This window comes from Amycolatopsis sp. NPDC047767 (genome assembly GCF_040704195.1).
Taxonomy (GTDB): Bacteria; Actinomycetota; Actinomycetes; order Mycobacteriales; family Pseudonocardiaceae; genus Amycolatopsis.
This window is the reverse complement of sequence record NZ_JBEYSJ010000015.1, coordinates 21,520-41,640: the sequence shown is the minus strand read 5'-3', so window position 1 is coordinate 41,640 and position 20,121 is coordinate 21,520. Positions and strand designations below refer to the sequence as shown.

23 protein-coding genes are annotated in these 20,121 nt (G+C 71.3%); 17 read left to right on the top strand and 6 right to left on the bottom strand.

From position 1 onward, the window contains the following. Window positions 1-15 precede the first annotated feature (15 nt). Entirely contained in the window at window positions 16-768 is a 753-nt protein-coding gene (locus AB0878_RS25915; RefSeq protein ID WP_366582830.1) for an Asp/Glu racemase, read from the bottom strand. A gap of 225 nt (window positions 769-993) precedes the next feature. Between AB0878_RS25915 and AB0878_RS25910 the strand changes: the two genes are divergently transcribed. The 15 genes from AB0878_RS25910 (at window position 994) to AB0878_RS25840 (ending at window position 15,016) form a co-directional block, all read left to right on the top strand. Continuing rightward, a complete protein-coding gene (locus tag AB0878_RS25910) occupies window positions 994-2,157 on the top strand; it encodes a homogentisate 1,2-dioxygenase (protein WP_366582829.1) in 1,164 nt (387 codons plus the stop codon). Continuing rightward, window positions 2,154-3,467: an alpha/beta hydrolase gene (locus AB0878_RS25905; protein ID WP_366582828.1), complete on the top strand. Its 1,314-nt coding sequence runs from the start codon at window positions 2,154-2,156 to the stop codon at window positions 3,465-3,467. The genes AB0878_RS25910 and AB0878_RS25905 overlap by 4 nt, the downstream gene beginning before the upstream one ends. Continuing rightward, window positions 3,467-3,739, top strand: coding sequence for a hypothetical protein (locus tag AB0878_RS25900; protein WP_366582827.1), 273 nt, complete (start codon window positions 3,467-3,469; stop codon window positions 3,737-3,739). Before AB0878_RS25905 ends, AB0878_RS25900 begins: the two co-directional genes overlap by 1 nt. Window positions 3,740-3,898: 159 nt before the next feature. Next, window positions 3,899-4,723, top strand: coding sequence for a helix-turn-helix transcriptional regulator (locus AB0878_RS25895; protein WP_366582826.1), 825 nt, complete (start codon window positions 3,899-3,901; stop codon window positions 4,721-4,723). A 115-nt stretch (window positions 4,724-4,838) separates the two neighbouring features. Next, entirely contained in the window at window positions 4,839-6,029 is a 1,191-nt protein-coding gene (locus AB0878_RS25890) for a cytochrome P450 (RefSeq protein WP_366582825.1), read from the top strand. A gap of 2 nt (window positions 6,030-6,031) precedes the next feature. Beyond that, entirely contained in the window at window positions 6,032-6,247 is a 216-nt protein-coding gene (locus AB0878_RS25885; protein ID WP_366582824.1) for a ferredoxin, read from the top strand. Between the two features lie 173 nt (window positions 6,248-6,420). Next, the gene (locus AB0878_RS25880) at window positions 6,421-7,740 is read left to right on the top strand and encodes an MSMEG_0569 family flavin-dependent oxidoreductase (protein ID WP_366582823.1); all 1,320 of its coding nucleotides are present in this window, start codon (window positions 6,421-6,423) and stop codon (window positions 7,738-7,740) included. Next, the gene (locus AB0878_RS25875) at window positions 7,740-8,576 is read left to right on the top strand and encodes an amidohydrolase family protein (protein ID WP_366582988.1); all 837 of its coding nucleotides are present in this window, start codon (window positions 7,740-7,742) and stop codon (window positions 8,574-8,576) included. The genes AB0878_RS25880 and AB0878_RS25875 overlap by 1 nt, the downstream gene beginning before the upstream one ends. Window positions 8,577-8,579: 3 nt before the next feature. Beyond that, window positions 8,580-9,092: an MSMEG_0572/Sll0783 family nitrogen starvation response protein gene (locus tag AB0878_RS25870; protein WP_220243137.1), complete on the top strand. Its 513-nt coding sequence runs from the start codon at window positions 8,580-8,582 to the stop codon at window positions 9,090-9,092. Between the two features lie 9 nt (window positions 9,093-9,101). Beyond that, the gene (locus AB0878_RS25865) at window positions 9,102-10,187 is read left to right on the top strand and encodes an MSMEG_0568 family radical SAM protein (protein WP_366582822.1); all 1,086 of its coding nucleotides are present in this window, start codon (window positions 9,102-9,104) and stop codon (window positions 10,185-10,187) included. A 1-nt stretch (window position 10,188) separates the two neighbouring features. Beyond that, window positions 10,189-11,562 carry an MSMEG_0567/sll0787 family protein gene (locus AB0878_RS25860; protein WP_366582821.1) on the top strand — a complete coding sequence of 458 codons (1,374 nt, stop codon included), beginning with the start codon at window positions 10,189-10,191 and terminating at the stop codon, window positions 11,560-11,562. Between the two features lie 13 nt (window positions 11,563-11,575). Then, on the top strand, window positions 11,576-12,403 hold the full coding sequence (locus tag AB0878_RS25855; RefSeq protein WP_366582820.1) for a carbon-nitrogen hydrolase family protein: 828 nt from the start codon (window positions 11,576-11,578) through the stop codon (window positions 12,401-12,403). After that, window positions 12,404-13,234: a carbon-nitrogen hydrolase family protein gene (locus tag AB0878_RS25850; protein ID WP_366582819.1), complete on the top strand. Its 831-nt coding sequence runs from the start codon at window positions 12,404-12,406 to the stop codon at window positions 13,232-13,234. A 2-nt stretch (window positions 13,235-13,236) separates the two neighbouring features. Then, window positions 13,237-14,292: an MSMEG_0565 family glycosyltransferase gene (locus tag AB0878_RS25845; RefSeq protein ID WP_366582818.1), complete on the top strand. Its 1,056-nt coding sequence runs from the start codon at window positions 13,237-13,239 to the stop codon at window positions 14,290-14,292. Between the two features lie 40 nt (window positions 14,293-14,332). Next, a complete protein-coding gene (locus tag AB0878_RS25840) occupies window positions 14,333-15,016 on the top strand; it encodes a PQQ-binding-like beta-propeller repeat protein (protein WP_366582817.1) in 684 nt (227 codons plus the stop codon). On the opposite strand, the gene mtnA is transcribed toward AB0878_RS25840, so the two are convergent. Then, on the bottom strand, window positions 15,001-15,978 hold the full coding sequence (gene mtnA / locus AB0878_RS25835) for an S-methyl-5-thioribose-1-phosphate isomerase (protein WP_366582816.1): 978 nt from the start codon (window positions 15,976-15,978) through the stop codon (window positions 15,001-15,003). The two genes, AB0878_RS25840 and mtnA, sit on opposite strands and share 16 nt — an antisense overlap. A gap of 64 nt (window positions 15,979-16,042) precedes the next feature. Here mtnA and AB0878_RS25830 point away from each other — a divergent pair, with 64 nt between their 5' ends. Then, window positions 16,043-16,441, top strand: coding sequence for a RidA family protein (locus AB0878_RS25830; RefSeq protein WP_366582815.1), 399 nt, complete (start codon window positions 16,043-16,045; stop codon window positions 16,439-16,441). Here the strand turns inward: AB0878_RS25830 and AB0878_RS25825 are convergent. The 3 genes from AB0878_RS25825 to AB0878_RS25815 are packed head-to-tail and all read right to left on the bottom strand — an operon-like array spanning window position 16,436 to window position 18,597. Continuing rightward, the gene (locus AB0878_RS25825; protein WP_366582814.1) at window positions 16,436-17,230 is read right to left on the bottom strand and encodes a PIG-L family deacetylase; all 795 of its coding nucleotides are present in this window, start codon (window positions 17,228-17,230) and stop codon (window positions 16,436-16,438) included. The genes AB0878_RS25830 and AB0878_RS25825 overlap by 6 nt on opposite strands. 45 nt (window positions 17,231-17,275) lie before the next feature. Next, on the bottom strand, window positions 17,276-17,707 hold the full coding sequence (locus AB0878_RS25820) for a hypothetical protein (RefSeq protein ID WP_366582813.1): 432 nt from the start codon (window positions 17,705-17,707) through the stop codon (window positions 17,276-17,278). 11 nt (window positions 17,708-17,718) lie between these two features. Then, window positions 17,719-18,597, bottom strand: coding sequence for an RNA polymerase sigma-70 factor (locus AB0878_RS25815; RefSeq protein ID WP_366582812.1), 879 nt, complete (start codon window positions 18,595-18,597; stop codon window positions 17,719-17,721). Window positions 18,598-18,730: 133 nt separating this feature from the next. On the opposite strand from AB0878_RS25815, the gene AB0878_RS25810 reads away from it, so the two are divergent. Then, window positions 18,731-19,213 carry a carboxymuconolactone decarboxylase family protein gene (locus AB0878_RS25810; RefSeq protein WP_366582811.1) on the top strand — a complete coding sequence of 161 codons (483 nt, stop codon included), beginning with the start codon at window positions 18,731-18,733 and terminating at the stop codon, window positions 19,211-19,213. A gap of 240 nt (window positions 19,214-19,453) precedes the next feature. On the opposite strand, the gene AB0878_RS25805 is transcribed toward AB0878_RS25810, so the two are convergent. Then, window positions 19,454-20,074 (bottom strand): glyoxalase, encoded by a 621-nt coding sequence (locus AB0878_RS25805; RefSeq protein WP_366582810.1) that lies wholly within the window; start codon window positions 20,072-20,074, stop codon window positions 19,454-19,456. Window positions 20,075-20,121: the final 47 nt, after the last annotated feature.

Here is a 20,121-nt window from a genome sequence, read left to right as displayed (position 1 = left end):
GCGGTGCGGGTTCGGTCAGTCGCGGAACAGCGCGCCGGCCGCCGGCACCGGGACGTGGACGCCGAGCGCGGACAGCACCTGCCACGACGTGGCGGTCGCGGCGGTGACGACCGGGAGCTCGACCACCTTCTCCGCGGCGGGAATCGCCGCCAGCGAGGGCATCTGCACGCACGCGCTCAGCACGACGGCGTCCGCTCCACGGGTGTCGAGCCTGCCCGCGATCTCCGGCAGCCGGGACGGGTCGAGGCGTCCGACGGCCAGGTTGTCGTCGACTTCGAGACTGATCGCGTCCTGCACTTCGATGCCTTCGCCCTCGATGTAGTCGACGACTCGCGCGGTCAGCGGCTTGAGGTAGGGCGTGATCAGCGAGACCTTGCGCGCGCCGAGCCGATGCAGGCCGGCGACCAGCGCTCCGGCGCTGGACACGACCTCGACGGCGTCGCCGGCTTCGGCCGAGGTACGGGTGAGGCGCTGCTCGATTTCCCGATGCGCGCCACGGCCCTGGGCCATGATCGCGACGAGGCACGCGTAGGCCATCACATCCATGCGGGCGTCGGCCAGTTCGACCACCGCCCGGTCCGCGTCGGCGTTCATCCTGGCCAGCTCCTCGGCGCTGACCGTGTTCATGCGCATCCGGCTGGAGTGGAACGTGAACCGGTCGCCGGTCGCGGCCGCCACCCGGCGCAACACCTCGGGGACCTCGGTCTCCATCGTCGTGTTGGAACTCGGCACCAGCAGGCCGATGCGGTAGTCACTCACCGGGCTCATTGCTCCTTCGGGTCACGGGCCACGGGGACGGCCCGGATTTCGACGATGCCGCTCATCGACCCGTGGTGGAACGCCCTGCCGATAGTCGTATCCGGGGGGAGATGCTGACGTGGCCGCCCCGAGGGTCTCCCTGCAGGTACGGGTATTCGCAGAGCGTTGTCCCGTGTTGTGCGCCGGCGTCATCGTCCTTCTCGACGATCAACCAGCCGATCGGAAGGACCGCTCGTGAACTACACACCCATGACCTCGTGGATCCAGCAGCGCAGAGGCACGGTCCTGCGCCAAGCGATCACCGGTTACGACGCGCTCGACGGTCTGCACGAGGACATGCTGACGCGGCAGGGTTTCGCCGGCCGGGACACGCAGCTGTACCGTCGCCACGAGCCGACGAAGTGGACGCGCGTGGAAGGCAACACCAACCACGTCGACATCGACGGCGCGCGGCTGGAGCCGACGGACCTGGCCGACCCGGCGGGCGGCCCGATGCGGTTGTTCCACAACGACGCGGTGTCGATCTGGGTGAGCCGGCGAAGCGCCGACATGCCGTTCTCGGTGCGCAACGCCGACGGCGACGAGATCTACTTCGTCCATCGGGGAACCGGCACTTTCTACACCGAGTTCGGGCCGCTGCCGTACGAGCCCGGAGACTGGGTGCTGGTGCCCAAGGGCGTCACTTACCGGATCCGCCCGGAGACCTCCGACAACTACCTGCTGCTCATCGAGTCGACCGAGGAACTCGGGCTCGCCGACGCCGGCCCGATCGGCCGCCGGGCGCCGTTCGACACCGATCTTTTCGTCGTCCCGACCCCGCAGCTCGACGAGCTCGGCGACGGCCGCAACGACGCGGGCGAGTACCCGCTGCGGCTCAAGTTGCGCAACGAGTACACCTCCATCTTCTACGACTTCGACCCCATCGATGTGGAGGGGTGGAAGGGCGATCTGTTCCCGATGAAGATGAACATCCGGGACTACCGGCCGGTGATGAGCGACCGGATCCACATCATGCCGAGCGCGTACGGCATCTTCGCCTCGCCCAGCTCGTTGGTGGGCAACATGGTGCAGCGGCCGTACGAGACCGCTCCGGACGCCGAGCCGGTGCCGCCGTACCACCGCAACATGGACTACGACGAGTTCATCTTCGTCCACGGCGGCACGGCAATGGGCCTGCCGGTCGCCCCGGCCAGCATTTCGCTGACCCCGCAGGGCATGCACCACGGCCTCCCGGCCGACGTCGCCGAGAAGGCCCGCGAGACCATCCGCGGCGGCGGGGGGTCGGTGGACATGCAGTACATCATCGTGGACACGAAGGGCCAGCTGCACGTGGACCCGGGTGCCCTGAGGTTCAAGCGGGACGGGGACCAGATTCGCGAAGGGGTGACGGCCAAGTGACGGGTTCCGGCGAGGCCTCCGCGGCCGACGAGCAGCCCCGGGTCGGCACGGTCGGCATCGGCGTGGTCGACTTCGACCGGCTGCCCGCCGGTACCGCGTCGACGGTCGTGCCCATCCGCGCCGCTGACGGCGCCGCCTCGCGCGGCGTGCTCTACGCCCGGGGCGGCGAAAAAACCGTGATGGTGGTGTCGCACCCGCGCGGCGACCTGAGCCGGTTCTACGCCGCACCAGCGATCGTGGAGGCGGGATACGCCTTCTACGCCCACCAGACCCGGACGCTGAACAACGACGTCGACTGCGAGCACGAGCGGCTGCTCCTCGACCTCGCCGCCGCGCTGACCCACCTGCGCGACGAGCGCGGATTCGACCGGGTGATCCTCCTCGGCAACAGCGGCGGCGGTTCGTTGATGGCGTTTTACCAGCAGCAGGCGAGCACACCGCCTCCCGATCGGCTGCGTGACACCGCCGCGGGGGAACCGCTGGACCTCAACGAGGTCGCCATGCCGAAGGCGGACGGCGTCGTCCTGCTCGGGGCCCACCCCGGTCAGGGTTCGTTCATGCTCAGGGCGATCGACCCGTCGGTGATCGACGAGGGGGACCCGCTTGCCGTCGATCCCGATCTGGACATGTACAACGCCGCGAACGGCTACCGCGAGCCCCCGGCGCCGAGCACGTACTCGGAGGAGTTCCTGCAGCGGTACCGCGCGGCCCAGCGGGCGCGGGTGGCTCGGTTGGACGCCCGGGCTCGGGGGTTGATCGCCGAGCAGCGGCGCTACCGCGAGATGCGCGACGCCCCCGGCTTCGCGGACCTGCCGATCGAGGAACGAACCCGGATCACCCGCCGCGCGACCGTCGGGCACTACCTGGTCGTGCACCGGACCGAGGCCGACCCGGCGTACCTGGACGTGCGGCTGCACGCCGAGCGGTCCACCCGGAGGGCGGCTTCGATCCTCGGCCCGCGACCGGATGAGATCAACTACGCGCCCGGCGGCTTCGGCCGGCTGGTCACCCCGCGGGCGTGGCTGAGCACGTGGTCAGGACTGTCCACCCGGGCCGTGCTGGTCGAGTCGCTGAAGTCGGTGGACGTGCCGTTGCTGCTCGTCGGTTTCACCGGGGACAACCTCGGGTTCCCGGACGACACCCAGGCCCAGTACGACGCCAGCCCGGCCGCGGACAAGACAATCCGGTTTCACGACGGCGACCACTTCGGTTTTCCGGTCGTGCAGCGCGAAAAGGCGCTGCAGACGGTCGTCGACTGGCTCACTCCGCGATTTCCCGCGGCTTCCGGCTCGCCCGAAGGAGTTCGATGATGGCGCACGTTGTCGTGACCCTCACCTTCGTCGACGGTCCGCCCACTCCGGACGTCGCCGGTGCACAGAAGGAATTCCTGGAGCGGCTGCGGGCCGACGGTCTACTCGGCCTCACCGGCGGGTTCACCGACGGCGTGGGCGGCATGGCAGTGCTTCGCGGCCTGTCACCGGATGAAGTGGAGACGCGGTACCGGGACAGCCCGATCGTCCGCGCCGGGCAGGCTACGGTCGCGGTCCGCGAATGGAACATCCAGATCGGAGCGATCGCGTAGACTCCGGCCTGTCTCCGAAATCCCGGGGCCGATCTTGTTCGGCTCCGGGATTTCGACGGCCGGTACGACGCGGGAAATTGTTCTTCGAAAATCCGGCAACCCCAGTCCGCAGAAGGCGATGTCGTTGCGGGGCGGTCGCTTTCGTCACACGTTTGGTTGGTGCGGACCGAGCAGGTCGACGGGCATCATCTGACCATGGTCGATGGCGTGGCCGAGTTGGCGGCATTCCTCCGGGCACGGCGGGAACAGATCAAACCCGAGGACGTGGGTCTGGTCTCCCACGGCCGGCGGCGGACGCCCGGGCTGCGGCGCGAGGAGCTGGCCACCCTCGCCGGCATCAGCGTCGAGTACCTGGAGCGGCTGGAGCAGGGCCGCGACACCAACCCGTCCATCGGGATACTGACTGCGCTGGCCGAGGCGCTGCGCCTGTCCGAGGACGAGAAGCGGCATCTGGCTGCCCTGGCCGTCCGGCGTCAGGGGGAGGGCCTGCTGCCCCGGCACCGGCCCGAAGACGAAGTCCGCCCGAGCCTGCGGGTGCTGCTGGACCGGCTCGGTCAGACCCCGGCGTGCCTGCTCGGCGGGACGTGCGACGTGATCGCCTGGAACGGCGCGTGGGAGTCGATCGTCCGGCCGTTGGGATTCCTCGACCACGATTCACCCAACCTGCTGCGCTACCACTTCCTGCACCCGAGTGCGCGCCGGGTTTTCGGCGAGGATTGGGCGAGCACCGCCGACGAGCTGGTCGGCTGGCTGCGGGCGATTCAGGCCGACCAGGGCGTCGACGCTGCAGGCGCGGCGTTGGTCGACGAGCTGACCGCGGTGCCGGACTTCAGCACCCGGTGGACTGCTCACCCGGTCGCCTATCGCCGGGCCGGCGTCACCCGGCTGCGGCACCCCGACACCGGGCCGATCGACGTCAGCATCGAGATCCTCAAGGCCGCTGAGAGCAGCCACTGGCTGCAGGTCTGGGTCTCCTACGACTGAACCGGAACTTCGATCTTCCGCTGCGCAGCGGCTGACAAGTCGGGGCCGACTCGGTACCTTGTTTGTAAGCAGGTGCTTACAAACCGGACTTTCCGTCAGATTGGGAGTTCCCCGCATGACCACCACGCAGTCGGAGCCGCTTGCGTACCCGTTCAACGAAGAGGCGGGGCTCGCGCTCAACGCGGCGTATGCCGCCGCCCGTGACGCGGAGGGCATGATCCGCGTGCAGATGCCGCACGGTGAGCCGGCCTGGCTCGCCACGCGGTTCGCCGACGCCCGGCTCGTGCTGGGCGACCGGCGGTTCTCGCGCGCGATGTCGGAACAGAAGGACGAGCCGCGGATGGCCGCGCACCGGCGTTCGGGCGGCATCCTCACCATGGACCCGCCGGACCACACGCGGCTTCGCACGCTCGTCGCGAAGGCGTTCACCGTCCGGCGCGTGGAGCTGCTGCGGCCGCGTGTCGAGGAGCTGGCGACCGGGCTGATCGAGGACATGAAGGCGGCCGGGCAGCCCGCCGACCTGGTCGACGCGTACGCGCTGCCGATCCCCGTCGCGGTGATCTGCGAGCTGCTCGGCGTGCCGACCGAGGACCGCGCGAAGTTCCGCGTGTGGAGCGACGCCGCGCTGACCTCGAGCGGACTGACCGCCGAGGAGTTCGAGCGCAACCGCGCGGAGCTGCGTGAGTACATGTCGGGCCTGATCGCGCAGCACCGTGAGCAGCCGCAGGACGACTTGATGACGGCGCTGATCGAGGCGCGCGACGTGCGTGACCGGCTCACGGAGCTGGAGCTGGTCGACCTGTGTGTCGGGATCCTGATCGCCGGCCACGAGACCACGGCGAGCCAGATCCCGAACTTCGTCTACGCGCTGCTCGACCAGCCGGAGCAGTGGAAGAGGCTCGTCGAGGACCCGTCACTGATCAACGCCGCCGTCGAGGAGCTGCTGCGCTTCGTCCCGCTGGGCGCCGGCGCCGGCTTCGCGCGCTACGCCACCGAAGACGTGCAGGTCGGCGACGTGCTCGTCCGCGAGGGCGAACCGGTGCTCGTCGCGATCGGCGCGGCCAACCGCGACCGCCTCCAGTTCGCCGACGCCGACACCCTCGTGTTCGACCGCGAGGACACCCACCACCTCGGCTTCGGCCACGGCGTGCACCACTGCCTCGGCGCGCCGCTCGCCCGCCTGGAGCTGCAGGAGGCGCTGAAGGCTCTGACGCGCGAAATGCCGACTCTCCACCTCGCCGGCGATATCGTGTGGAAGACCCAGATGCTGGTCCGCGGACCACGCTCCATGCCGATCGGGTGGTGACGATGACCTGGAAAGTGGAAGTCGACGAACACACGTGCATCGGCTCCGGCATGTGCGCCTCGCTGATGCCGGAGCTCTTCGAACTGGACGGCCCGGTCGCCCACCCGCTGTCCGACACCATCGCCCCGGACGAAACGGCGCTCGACGCCGCCGACTCCTGCCCGGCCATGGCCATCACCATCACGGACGGCGCGGAGGTCGTAGGCCCTCGGCCTTGAGGTGAGCTCGGTGAAGGGCCCTTCCGCTTGCTGCGGAGGGGCCCTTTTTCCTATCCCCGCCCGAAATCGTGTTAACGCGCACCCCGGTGAACCGTAACGCGGCGGGGCGCATGTAACACGGCAGTGTTCCGGATGAAACGGTTCGGACTTCGCCCGGCGGTGCACTGTGCGGCATGAACTTCCAGCTCGACGGCCTGCACCGGCCGGTGATCGTGGTCGGCGGCGGACAGGCGGGGCTCTCGATGTCCCAGTGCCTGACGACCGCCGGGGTCGGGCACGTGGTGCTCGAGCGCGAGAGCGCGGGGCACGAGTGGCGCGACCGCCGGTGGGACAGCTTCTGCCTGGTGACGCCCAACTGGCAGTGCCGGCTTCCCGGTTTCCCCTATCCGGGTGATGATCCGGACGGGTTCATGGTGCGCGACGACATCGTCGCCTACCTCGAAGACTACAAGAAATCCTTCGACGTGCCGATCGTCGAGGGGGTCGAGGCGACGCGCCTGACGAGGGTGCCCGGGGGCGGGTTCCGGGTGGCCACCACGCAGGGTGAGCTGACGGCGGACCACGTCGTGGTGGCGACCGGCCCGTACCAGGTGCCGCTGACGCCGCGGCTGGCCGAGCGGTTGCCGGCGGCCACGACGCAGCTGCACAGTTCCCAGTACCGCAACCCGCAGCAGCTGCCCGACGGCGAAATCCTCGTGGTGGGCACCGGCCAGTCCGGCTGCCAGATCGCCGAGGACCTGCACCTCGCCGGCCGCCGTGTGCACCTCGCGGTGGGGTCGGCGCCTCGGGTGGCGCGGCGTTACCGGGGCCGCGACGTGGTGGCCTGGCTCGACGACATGGGTTACTACGCCAGGGGAATCGACGAGTTCGCCGACGCCGACGCCGTCCGGTTCCGCGCCAACCACTACGTCACCGGGCGCGACGGCGGCCACGACATCGACCTGCGCGCCTTCGCCCGTGAGGGCATGCAGCTCTACGGGCGCCTCACCGACGTCCGCGACCACACGCTGACCTTCGCCCCCGATCTGCGCCGCAACCTCGACGCGGCCGACGCCGTGTCCGAAGGCATCAAGGACTCGATCGACGCCTACCTCACCAAGAAGAACATCGACGCCCCGGCCGAACCGCGCTACACCCCCGTCTGGCAGCCGGACGACGAGCCGCGGACCCTCGACGCCACCAGGATCTCCGCCGTCGTCTGGAGCACCGGTTTCGGCCGCGACCACCGCTGGATCGACGTCCCCGTGTTCGACGGCAAGGGCTACCCGACGCACCGCCGCGGCGTCACGAGCTGCCCGGGGCTGTTCTTCCTCGGCCTGCCGTGGCAGCACACCTGGGGCTCCGGCCGCTTCTGCGGCGTCGGCGCCGACGCGGAGTACCTGGCGCGCCGGATCGTCGCGGGCGAGCGCGCGGCCGACGTCCGCTGGATCTCCGGCACGCCCCGCAACACCGCGCCGGCCGACGACTGGGTCGCCCCGAGGACGGTCGCGTGATGCGCTGGATCGCCGACGCCCACCGCCACCTCGGCGTGCTGCCCGCGTACCCGTTCTACGGCGGCCCGCCCGTCGCCCCGGACCTCGGTGCGCGGGCGACCATCGACGAGCTGCTGTCCGATCTGGACCGCGAAGGCACCGAACGCGCCCTCGTGATCCCCAACTACGGGGTGCCCGACCCGGAGATCGCGTTCTCCTTCAATGAGCTCTGCGTCGAAGCGTCCGAGAAGGACGATCGGATCGCGGCGGCCCTGTGGGTGTCGCCGCGAAAAGAAGACGCCGCGAGAACCGACCAGGCGCTCAAGCTGGCCGGTGAACCCGGTGTCCGCGCGCTCAAGCTCAGCTTCCTCCTCGGCGGCCGCGCGAGCGACCCGGATTGCAAACCCCAGCTCGACAAGATCTTCGCCACCGCTCGCGAGCACGACCTCGTCGTCCACGTGCACACCTCGCCCGGCGCCGCGTCCGATGTGGACGAAGTGGGCAAGCTCGTGGACGTCTACGCCGACGACGCGAAGCTGCACCTCGTGCACTTCGGCGGCGGGATGAGCGGGCACATCAAGCTCGCCGGCGGCCGCTTCTTCGACTGGATCGCCGCCGGCAAACAGGTCTACACCGACCTGTCCTGGGCGATCGGCTTCACCCCGCGCTGGCTCGCCGAGGAGATCTCCCGGCGGGGCATCGGGCACGACCGCGTGCTCTTCGCCTCCGACCAGCCGTGGGGCGACTACGAGGGCGAGCTCGCGAAGCTGACCGCGGTGGTCGGCGACGGCGAGCTGGCCGACCACGTTTTCCGGAGCACGTTCGAGGTGCTGTACGGACCGAAGAAAGGGAAATGACCGATGGCCGAGCTGACCGACCTCGAGAAGACCAGCCTCGACGAGATTCCGCACCCCTCCTTGCCGCAGGGTTCGAACCTCTACGGCGCCACCAAGATCTTCCCCGACTACCAGGCGGAGAACGGGGAGACGTACTTCACCCTCGTGCACGGCATCGCGCACGAGTCGTCGGTGAGCTTCGTCGCGATCCTGCAGGCGACCCGCGCGCTGCGCAAGGGTTTCGAGACCGCGATCTACTTCTACGGCCCGGGTTCGCTCAACTGCCTGGCCACGCGCGGGTTCCCCACCACCGGCAACGCCGCGTTCCCCGGTGAGCTGAACATCAACGACCAGCTCAAGACGTTCATCGCCGAGGGTGGCAAGGTCTACTGCTGCCGCTTCGGGCTTTCGCTGCACGGCGCGCGCGAAGAAGACCTGATCGAAGGCGTGATCCCGGCACACCCGCTCGACGTGCAGGACGCGTTGATCCACTACGCGCGCAAGGGCGCGATCATCAACTCCACGTACATGTTCTAGGAGGCGGGCGTGCGCGTTGGCACCACTGACATCGACACCGAAGACAGTCTGGACACCCGCGCCGACATGGCCGTCCGCGGGGTGCGGATGGACGCACCCGTGCAGCGCAGCAAAGGCGCCGGGCCGAGTGACGACGGGCACCTGGTCGTCGACGGTGCCAACGCCACGCTGCCGCTCAACGACGAAAGTCCTTACCGAGTAAGGGAAGGCCGCGTCTTCCGTGGCTCGCTCGACCTCGGCCTGAGCGTCGAGCCCGTGGCGCGGCCGAAGTTCTACGATCTGTCCACCGCGGACGGCGTGCCGTACCGCAAGATCGCGCTGCTGCACGGGAAGGACGTGCTCGCGAGCACGGTCGTGCAGACGTGCATCCGCTACGTCGAAGACCAGCGCTGCCGGTTCTGCACCATCGAAGAGTCGCTGCGCGCCGATTCGACGGTCGCGGCCAAGACCCCGGCGCAGCTCGCCGAGGTCGCGGAAGCGGCGGTGCGGCTCGACGGAGTGAAGCAGATGGTGCTCACCACCGGCACCACGGCCGGGCCGGATCGCGGCGCGCGCCACCTCGTGCGCTGCGTCCGCGCGGTGCTCGAAGCCGTGCCCGGCCTGCCGATCCAGGTGCAGATCGAGCCGCCCGGCGACCTCGCCGTGCTGACCGAGCTGCACGAGGCGGGCGTGACGTCGATCGGCATCCACGTGGAGTCGCTCGACGACGACGTGCGCCGGCGGTGGATGCCCGGCAAGTCGAGCGTGCCGATGGCGGAGTACGAGGCGGCGTGGGACGAGGCCGTGCGCGTGTTCGGCCCCAACCGCGTGTCGACGTACCTGCTGATCGGCCTGGGCGAGGACCCGGACGAGCTCGTCGACGGCGCCGGCCGGCTGATCGAGCGGGGCGTGTACCCGTTCGTGGTGCCGATGCGGCCGATGCTCGGCACGCTCGCCCGGCGCGACGGCGCGGTGGCTCCCTCGCCCGCACTGGTGCGGGACGTGACGCGCCGGGTGGCGGAACTGCTGCGGGCCGCGGGCATGGTCGGGGCCGACCAGGGCGCCGGCTGCGCGGCTTGCGGAGCGTGCAGCGTGCTGAGCGCGGCGGGAGGCTGACGTGGACCACGACATCCTGGCGTTGCTCGGTGATTCTCGCAGCGCCGTTGCCCCGCCCGCGTTCCGGATCGAACCGGCCGACCACGGTGGACTGACGGCCTACCGCGCGCTGCGGCACGCGACGTTCGTGGAGCGCCAAGGCCTGTTCGACCACCACGACGTCGACGACCGCGACACCGACCCGCGGACGCTGGTGCTCGTCGCGCGCGACGCCGCCGGCACCGTGCTCGGCGGCGTCCGGCTCGGCCCGGCACAGGACGGTCCGGACTTCGGCTGGTGGACCGGCGGGCGGCTGGTCGTCGCGCCGGGCAGCCCGCACGGTGTCGGACGCGCACTCGTGCGAGCCGCGTGCGCCCGCGCCGAAACGGAAGGCGCGTTGCGCTTCGAGGCGACCGTGCAGGTGCAGAACGAGCGGATGTTCACGCGCCTGGGCTGGCAGAACGTCCGGCCGGTGACGGTCGCGGGTGTGGAGCACGTGCTGATGCGCTGGCCCATCGGCCGCGTGGCCGCGCTGGCGCAGGCCACCAAACGTCCACTGGGGACACTGCTGCCCGGGCTCACCGGCAGCCCGGGGTTCTTCGGTGACGACGGTGTGCCGATTCCGGACAGCGACCTGGTGGCGGCGTGCGACGCGATCGTGCCGTCGATGGTCGAGCGCGACCCGGAATGGGCCGGCTGGTGCTCGGTGCTGGTGAACGTGAACGACCTGGCCGCGATGGGCGCGGAACCCGTTGCGCTGCTGGACGCGCTGGGTGCGCGGGACGCGTCGTTCGCCGCGAGAGTCCTTTCCGGACTCCGGAAGGCGAGCAATGCGTACGGCGTGCCGGTGCTGGGCGGGCACACGCAGTTCGGCGTGCCGGCTTCGCTGGCCGTGACCGCGCTGGGCCGCGCGGCCGAGCCGGTGCCGGGCGGCGGCGGGAAACCCGGCCAGACGGTGTACCTGACCGCCGACCTCGAGGGCCGCTGGCGGCCCGGATACACCGGGCGGCAATGGGATTCGACGAGCTCACGGCGCACGCCGGAGCTGCGGGACCTGCTCGGCGCCGTCGCCCGGGCGCGGCCCGCGGCGGCCAAGGACGTGTCGATGGCGGGCCTCGCCGGCACGCTCGGGATGCTCGCCGAGGCGTCGGGTTGCGGTGCGGTGCTCGACGTCGCGAAGGTGCCACGCCCGGCCGGGACGACGGTGGGCGACTGGTTCACGTGTTTCCCGGGCTTCGCGATGCTCACGGCCGGGGCGCCCGCTCCGGCCCGCGCCGCCGTCACCGCCGGATGCGGTGAGCTCGTGGCGGGATCCGGCGTGCGGCTGCGGTGGCCGGACGGCGAGGTGACGACCGTCGTGGACGGCGGGGTCACGGGGTTGGGGGAGGCAGCATGACCGAGGAGAGAACATGAGCACGGTGCGGATGGCCGCGGTGGCGGCCCCCTTCGACCGCGATGTCGAGAGCGACTTCGCGCGGATCGAGAAGCTGATCGCGGAAGCCAGGGCCGAGGGCGTCGGATTGCTGGCGCTGCCCGAGGCGGCGCTCGGCGGGTACCTCGCGAACCTCGACGGCGACGCGGAGGGACCGCCCGCGCTCGACCCGGCGGGCCCGGAAATCCGCCGGCTGGCCGAGCTGGCGGGCGACCTCGTCGTCACGGCCGGGTACTGCGAGCGCGACGGCGACCGGCGCTACAACTCGGCCGTGTGCGTGACCGGCGACGGCGTGCTGGGGCACCACCGGAAGGTGCACCAGCCGTTGTCGGAGGACGCGAGCTACGGCGCGGGCAGCGGGTTCGCCGCGTTCGACACGCCGGTGGGCCGGCTGGGCATGATGATCTGCTACGACAAGGCGTTTCCGGAGTCGGCGCGGGCGCTGGCCCTGGACGGGGCCGAGGTGGTCGTCTGCATGTCGGCGTGGCCGGGCAGCCGGACCAACCCGAGCGCCGACCTCGCCGAGGACCGCTGGAAGCGCCGCTTCGACCTGTTCGACCGGGCGCGGGCGCTGGAGAACCAGATCGTGTGGGTCTCGGCGAACCAGTCGGGCACCTTCGGTGACCTGCGGTTCGTGGCGAGCGCGAAGATCGTCGACCCGGGTGGTGACGTACTGGCCGACACGGGCGTGGCCGAAGGCCTGGCGATCGCCGAGGTGGACGTCGCCGCCGCGTTGGCGGGCGCGCGGCGCGCGATGGCGCACCTGGCCGACCGCCGGCCCGCCGCGTATGCGGTGGGCGGGTGAATGGGCCGGCTCCGGATCGCCGCGGTGGCCGCGCACTTCGGGCGTGACCTCGAGTTCGACCTGCGGCGCATCGCCACGTTGATCGACCACGCGCGCCAGAGCGGCGCGGACCTGCTGGTGCTGCCCGACGCGGCGCTCGGCGGCTACCTCGCCGACCTGCGCCACCCCGACCCGGACGCGCTGCCGCCGGCGCTCGAACCCGGGTGCCCCGAGCTGAAAACGGTGCAGGCGCTGGCCGCGGAGATGACCGTGTGCGTGGGCTACTGCGAGGCCGACGGCGCGCGCCGCTACAACGCCGCCGTGTGCGTGACGGGCGACGGCGTGCTCGGCCACCACCGGAAGGTGCACCAGCCGCCGGGGGAAAGCGTTGCGTACGACGCGGGGGATTCCTTCGCCGCGTTCGACACCCCGGTCGGGCGCGTCGGGATGCTGATCGACTACGACAAGACGTTCCCGGAGTCGGCGCGCTCGCTCGCGGTGGACGGTGCGGAGATCGTCGCGTGCCTCTCGGCGTGGCCGACAAGCATCACCGACCGGGCTCCGCGGATGGCGCAGGACCGCCAGTCGCGGCTGTTCGACCTGTACGACCAGGCGCGCGCCGCCGAGAACCAGGTCGTGCTCGTGTCGTCCAACCAGACCGGCGCGATGGGCGGCATGCGGTTCCTCGGCCAGGCCAAGGTCGTCGGCCCCGGCGGCGAGATCCTCGCGCGCACCTGGTCGAAGGCGGGCCTCGCGGTGGCCGAGGTCGACGTGGCGGGGGAAGTCGCGAACGCCCGCCGCGTGCTGCACCACCTGGGGGAACGCAAACCTTTCGCGTACCGGGAGGGCTGACGTTGCGCATCGCGTTGCTGAGCTATTCGACGAAACCCCGCGGCGGCGTGGTGCACACGCTGGCGCTGGCCGAGGCACTGGCCGCGCTGGGTGAGGACGTGACCGTGTGGACGCTCGGTCGCGGCGGTGACAGCGGCTTCTTCCGGCCGGTGGACCCGCGGGTGACGACGGCGGTGGTGCCGCTTCCCGACGTGCCGGGTGAGTCGGTGGGCGCGCGGATCGTGCGCTCGATCGAGGTGTTGCGCGCGGCTTTTCCGGCCGGTGCGTACGACATCGTGCACGCGCAGGACTGCATTTCGGCCAACGCCGTGGACCGCTGCGTGCGGACGGTGCATCACCTCGACACGTTCACCACGCCCGAGCTGGCCGCGTGTCACGAGCGGGCGATCACCCGGCCGTTCGCGCACGTGTGCGTGTCGGCGTCGGTGGCCGAGGAGGTGCGTGCGGGCTGGGGGATCGAGGCCACGGTGATCCCCAACGGCGTTGATGCCGCACGGTTTTCTTCGGCGCCGTACGGGGATTGGCGGGAACGGTTCGGCCGGTACGTGCTCGCGGTCGGCGGGATCGAGCCCCGCAAGGGTTCGCTGGATCTGCTGGAGGCCGTCGCGCTGCTCGACCCTCCGGTGCGCTTGGTGATCGCGGGCGGCGAGACGCTCTTCGACTACCGCGACTACCGCGAGCGCTGGGACAAGCGGGCGGCCGAGCTGGGCGTGGATCCGGTGGTGCTGGGGCCGGTTGAGCATGACGTGCTGCCGTCACTGGTGCGTTCGGCGGCGGTTTTCGCCTTTCCTTCGACGAAGGAGGGCTTCGGTCTGGCGGCGATGGAAGCCCTCGCCGCCGGAGTTCCGTTGGTGACGCGGGATCTGCCGGTGTTGCGCGAAGTTTTCGGTGGGGTGGCGCGGTTCGCCTCCACGCCGCACGGCTTCGCGGCCTCGATCCGGGCCGCGCTGGATTCCGGGACGGAAGACCGCGCGGCGGGGGTGGCCTTGGCCGAGCGCCACACGTGGGCGGCTGCGGCGCGGGCGCATCTGCAGCTGTACCGGTCGCTCGTGGGGTAATTGCCTTGCCGGGCGGTCGGTCGGCTGGTCCGATGTGGCCGTGTTCAAGCTGAGGTGGGAACGGCCGCTGCACCAGCGACCCGTGACCGAGGGGTTCGCCGTCGCCGACGCTGACGTTCTGGCGCACGAACGGTCCACTCGCCTCGTCCGCCTCGCGGGCTCCGACGGCACGGTCCGCTGGGACGCACCGCTCGGCACGTGGCCGCGCGCCGTTGTCGTGGACGGCCCCGACGTGTTCGCCCTGCCCCAGCTGCCCGGCCGCCTGTTCTGCCTCTCCTGGGCGAATGGCGAACCGCGCTGGACCCGCGACGTCGGGTGGCCTGCGGGCCACGTCGTGGCCTCCCCGAACCTCGTCCTCGTCGGCGGCCGGCGCGGCGACACCCCGCTGCGCGCCCTGGACCGCGCGACGGGGGAGCTGCGGTGGACCCGGTCCGGTGCCGTGGTCGGCGGCCGCACGCTGGACCCCACCTCGTGGCGTACCCACCCGGCACCCGCGGCCGCCGTCCCCCGCCCGACGAGCGGCGAACGCCTGGTCGGCTCGGTCGCGGTGGCCGACGGCCTGGTGACGCTCGACAACGCAGGCCACCTCGAACGCTGGGCCTCCGACGGCACCCGTCTCACGCGGACCCGTGTGGCCGGCCGGGCCGTGGGGCTGCACATGCTCGGCCCGGGCCGAATCGTCGTGGCAGGAAAGGGAACCGTCGCGGTCTACGACGTCGGCTGAGGAGTCCGGACGCCGTTTTCGGTCACCACGGCCGTGATGAGTGCGGCGGGAGTCACGTCGAAGGCCGGGTTGAAGACCTCGGCGCCGTCGGGGGCGATTCGGACGCCACCGAACCGGGTGAGCTCCGAAGGCCGGCGTTCCTCGATCTCGATGTCCGCGCCCGTGGCGATCGAGGCGTCCACAGTGGACTCCGGAGCGACCACGACGAACGGCACGCCGTGGTGGGCGGCGGCGATCGCGAGGCCGTAGGTGCCGATCTTGTTGGCGACGTCACCGTTCGCGGCGATGCGGTCGGCGCCGACGAGGACGCAGTCGACGAGGCCGCGCGACATAGCGAGAGCGGCGGCACTGTCAGGCTGGACGCGGTAGGGCACGCCGGCCTGGGCGAGCTCCCACGCGGTGAGGCGGGAGCCCTGCAGCAGAGGCCGGGTTTCGTCGACCAGCACGGACTCGACGAGGCCCCGTTCGTGCAGGTGCCAGACGACGCCGAGCGCCGTGCCCCACCCGACGGTGGCGAGGTGGCCCGCGTTGCAGTGGCTCAGCAGCCGCAGCGGGCGGCGGGTGGTCTCGCGCAGCACGACGTCCGCCGCGTGGCCCGACGCGGTGCGGTTGAGGTGCTCGTCCTCGTCGAGCATCGCGAGCGCCTCGGCGACGACGGCTTCGGGGCCTTCGCCGAGCTTGCCGAGGGCGCGGGTGACGCCCCAGCGGAGGTTGACGGCCGTCGGGCGGGCGGTCGCGAGGCGTTCGGCTTCGGCTTGCACGTTGTCGCCGGCGAACGCCGCCAGCGCGACACCCAGCGCCCCCGCGGCACCCAGCGCGGGAGCGCCCCGCACGGCGAGCCGCTGGATCGCGTCGACGAGGTCGTCGACCGTCCGCAGCTCCAGCGTCCGGTACGCGCCCGGCAGCGCGACCTGGTCGATGATCACGACGGCGCCGTCGGCCCAGTCCACGGTCCTGCGCATCTGCCCTCCCGAGCCCCGAAAATCGCTGGCCGGCCGCGCGGCGGGTGCACCACCATGCGGCCCCGTGACCATTCAACGGCAGAACCCGCCCGCCCTGCACGCGACGCCCGGCTACCACCACGTGACCACCGTCTCGGGCCGCACGACCGTGCACCTCGCCGGCCAGTGTCCGCTCGGGCTGGACGGCGCCGTGGTCGACGGTGACGTGCTCGCGCAGGTGGACCAGGTCGTCGCCAACACCGCCACGGCGCTCGCGGCTGCCGGCGCGGTGGCCGACGACGTGGTCCGTACGGTGATTTACGTGGCCACGGCCGACCGCGCCGTGCTCTCCGCCGTGTGGGACCGGTTCACCGGCTCGGCGATCGGGCCGGCGTTCAGCACCGCGAGCACGCTGCTGGGCGTGACGTGCCTGGGTTATCCGGGCCAGCTGGTGGAGCTGGACGTCACCGCCGCCGTGTCATAGGCCCGCCATCAGGTCCGTTTCCGTGACGCCGGGTCCGTGGCCCTCGCGGATGAACCACTCGACGCCGAACGCGTGGCCGAACGCCTCGTCGGGCATCGCGAGGAACCACGACTCCTCGCTGATCTGGCTCGGGTGCGCCCGCATGGCCGCGCGCTTCGCCGCGAGGTACGGCTTGACGTCGACCGCCGCCGTGATCTCCGCCTCGGGCTTGCCGAGCTTCTCCTGCGCGTCGACGTCCGGCACCTCCTCCCGCGGCATCGCCCCCATCTCCACGGCCAGCTCCAGCCCGCGGCGCATGTGGTCGCGGTTCGTGGTGGCCTGGTAGACCCGCGGCGTGCCCGCCAGCTCGGCGGCCCGCACGCCGACGCGGTGGACCTGGATGTGGTCGGGGTGGCCGTAGTTGCCGTAGTCGTCGTACACCGTGAGGACCTCGGCTTCTTCCTCACGCAGGATCTCGGCCAGCCGCTGGGCCGCCTCCTCGACCGACGCCCGCCAGAACGCGCCCGGCTCGTCGTTGGTCGGCTCGCCCATCATCCCGGAGTCGCGGTAGCCCAGGAACTCCACGCGCTTGACGCCGAGCACCTCGGCCGCCGCGTGGGTCTCGCGCACGCGGCGCTCCCACAGCTGCTCGCCGTCCGCGAGGAACCCGTCGGGCACCTCGCCCACCTCACCTCGCGTCGCGACCACCAGCACCACGCGGTGCCCGTCGTCGGCGGCCTTGCGCATCACGCCCCCGGTCACGATGCACTCGTCGTCGGGGTGGGCGTGGAACGTCACCATTGTTGCCATGTCATCGAACTTACCCGGGGGGACCGACAAAAGCCGAAGGTTCGCTCACGGCCGGACCTCGCCCGGGTAGGGGAGCCAGCGATAGCCGGGGGAGAACTCGCCGAACTCCGCCGGGGCGCCTTCCTGCCGCCAGAGGTCATCGTCGACCACGAGCCCGGGAAACCGCCGCAGGTCCTCGCCCCGCAGCTCCGCGAAGGTCCGGAACAGGTCGGTCTCGACGCCGGCCAGGGCGAAACGGCACACGGGCGGGGCGGTCCGGAGCCGGTCGTAGAGCGCGTGCCCGGCCGCGGTCATGGCCTCCGCCTCGGCCGCGGACTTGGCGCCAGACCGGCTCAACCCCTCGGGAAGCACGCCGCACCACCAGTCGTCGCCGTCCGGGAAGACCCGCGTCGGCCAGTCGGCGAAATGGCGCGCGAGGGCCTGGGCGCGGTCCTCGTGGGGGCCGCATTCGGCGTTCAGGGCGTAGACCCAGGCCATGGTTCACGACCTCATCTCTGCAGGCTCTGTTCCTGGTCCATGTGCGACAGCTTCTCCGGGTTCCGCACCGCGTAGATGCCGGTGACGAGCCCGTCGTCGATGCGCAGGGCCAGGACCGTGTCGAGGGCGCCGTCGAAGTGGACGGTGAGGGCGGGGTGGCCGTTGACCTGCGTGGGCAGGCGGGTGGCCGTGGCGAGGTGGCCCAGGCCGGCGCCCAGGATGCGCGCGACGCGTTCGGCGCCGACGACGGGCTTGAGGACGGCCTGCTTGACGCCGCCGCCGTCGCCGAGGAAGACGACGTCCGGGGAGAGGATGTCGAGCAGGTGCTGCAGGTCGCCGGTTTCGATGGCGTGCTGGAAGGCGTCGAGGGCGTCGCGGGTGGCGGTGCGCGAGACGGGCCCGCGCGGCCGGCGGGCGGCCACGTGCTCCCGCGCCCGGTGCGCGATCTGCCGCACGGCGGCGCCGCTCTTGCCGACGGCGTCGGCGATCTCGCCGTAGCCCAGGTCGAACACCTCGCGCAGCACGAACACCGCGCGTTCGGTCGGCGTGAGCGTCTCCAGCACGAGCAGCATGGCCATCGACACGCTGTCGGCGAGCTCCACGTCCTCGGCGACGTCCGGCGCCGTCAGCAGCGGCTCCGGCAGCCACGGCCCGACGTAGGACTCCTTGCGGCGCCCGAGCGTCCGCAGCCGGCCCAGGGCCTGGCGCGTGGTGATGCGCACGAGGTACGCGCGGTGGTTCTGCACCCCGTCGAAGTCGACGTCGACCCACCGCAGCCAGGTCTCCTGCAGCACGTCCTCCGCGTCGGCGGCCGAGCCGAGCATCTCGTAGGCGATGGTGAACAGCAGGTTGCGGTGCGTGAGGAACAGCTCCGTGCTGCGGTCGGCCATGCGCTTCCCCCTTCGGTTTCGACAGTGTCCCCCACCAGATGCCGCCCGGTTGTGTTTCGTGACATGTCACAACGGCCGGGTCGCCGGCATCTGGTGGGCATCAATTCGCGAAACGACGAGTGAGGACGACCCCATGACCCGCATGAACCCGATGGACACCGAGATCGGCGGCAAGTTCGCCAAGCGCTTCGCCGGTGTCAGCTCGCTGCTCGACCGCTCGCGGCTGCCCCGCGAGGTGCAGGAGCTGGTCAAGATCCGCGCCAGCCAGATCAACGGCTGCGGCTTCTGCCTCGACATGCACACCAAGGACGCCGTCGCGGCCGGCGAAACCCCCGTGCGCCTCGCCCTCGTCGCGGCCTGGCGCGAAACCACGGTCTACACCGACGCCGAACGCGCGGCCCTCGCGCTCACCGAGGAGGCCACCCGCCTCGCCGACTCCACCGGCCTCTCGGACGACACGTGGGCCCACGCCCGCAAGCACTTCGACGACGAGCAGCTCGCCGCGCTGGTGTGCCTCGTCGGGCTGATCAACGCGGCCAACCGGATGAACGTCATCGTGGGCATGCCGGGAGGGTCGTACGAGGCGGGAATGTTCGCGGATTTCGTGGAGCAGTGACCGGGTGCCCGGCTCGGGGTTCGGCCCCGGGCCGGGTTGCGGGCGCCGACGTGTGCCCGGAATCGAAGGCCGGTCAGGACGGCACACCGTCCAAAGCGGACGCGCGGTCCGGGATTTCCCCTTCCCTGTCGGGACAGTTCGCCTGGTTCGGTTCCTTGCCCTGGCCGGTCGCCGCCAAGCTTTCCTCGGCACCCTCTCGCCCCGGCGGCTGAGCCATCGCGTACAGCCGATAACGGCACATCACCGCACCTCGGCCGACGCGGTGGTTTCCCACGCGAAACCGTCCGGGTCCGTGAAGGCTTCCACTCCGCCGGTCACCGCGATGCGGTGCGAGCCGGTGCCGGCGGGGGCCACGCCGGCGTCCTTCGCCAGGGCGCGGCGGCGGTACAGGGCGAGCTTCACCGGGCCGGTCTCGAACTCCACGTACATGCGCCCGAAGCTCTTGCCCACGGTCAACCCGCGCGAGGCGTAGAACTTCTTGCTCGCCACCACATCGTCGACGCCGAGCAGCAACACGATGGCGTCGAACTCCCGCGAGGCCGGGCCGGTGTCCTTCTTGGCGGACGTCGCGACCTTCCAGATCGTGCCGTCGGGGGCCTGGACGACGCCGCCGTAGCCCCACATCGATTTCGCGGGCGCCTTGAGCGTCGTGGCGCCGGCGGTGAGGGCCGACGAGATGAGGGCGTCGACGTTGGCGGGCTGGGAAACCGTGAGCGAGAGGGTGAAGCCGCGGAAGCCGTCGGACGGTTCGTGCGACGCCCGCACCCGCAGGCGGGAGCCGAGCCCGAAGGCGTCGGCGTAGAAGCGTTCGGCGGCGGTGGGATCGGTCACTTCGAGGGTGATCGTGTCGATTGAGGTCATGTCCGGAACGGTAGGCGCGCACCCGTGACCAGTGCTTCTCCATTCCT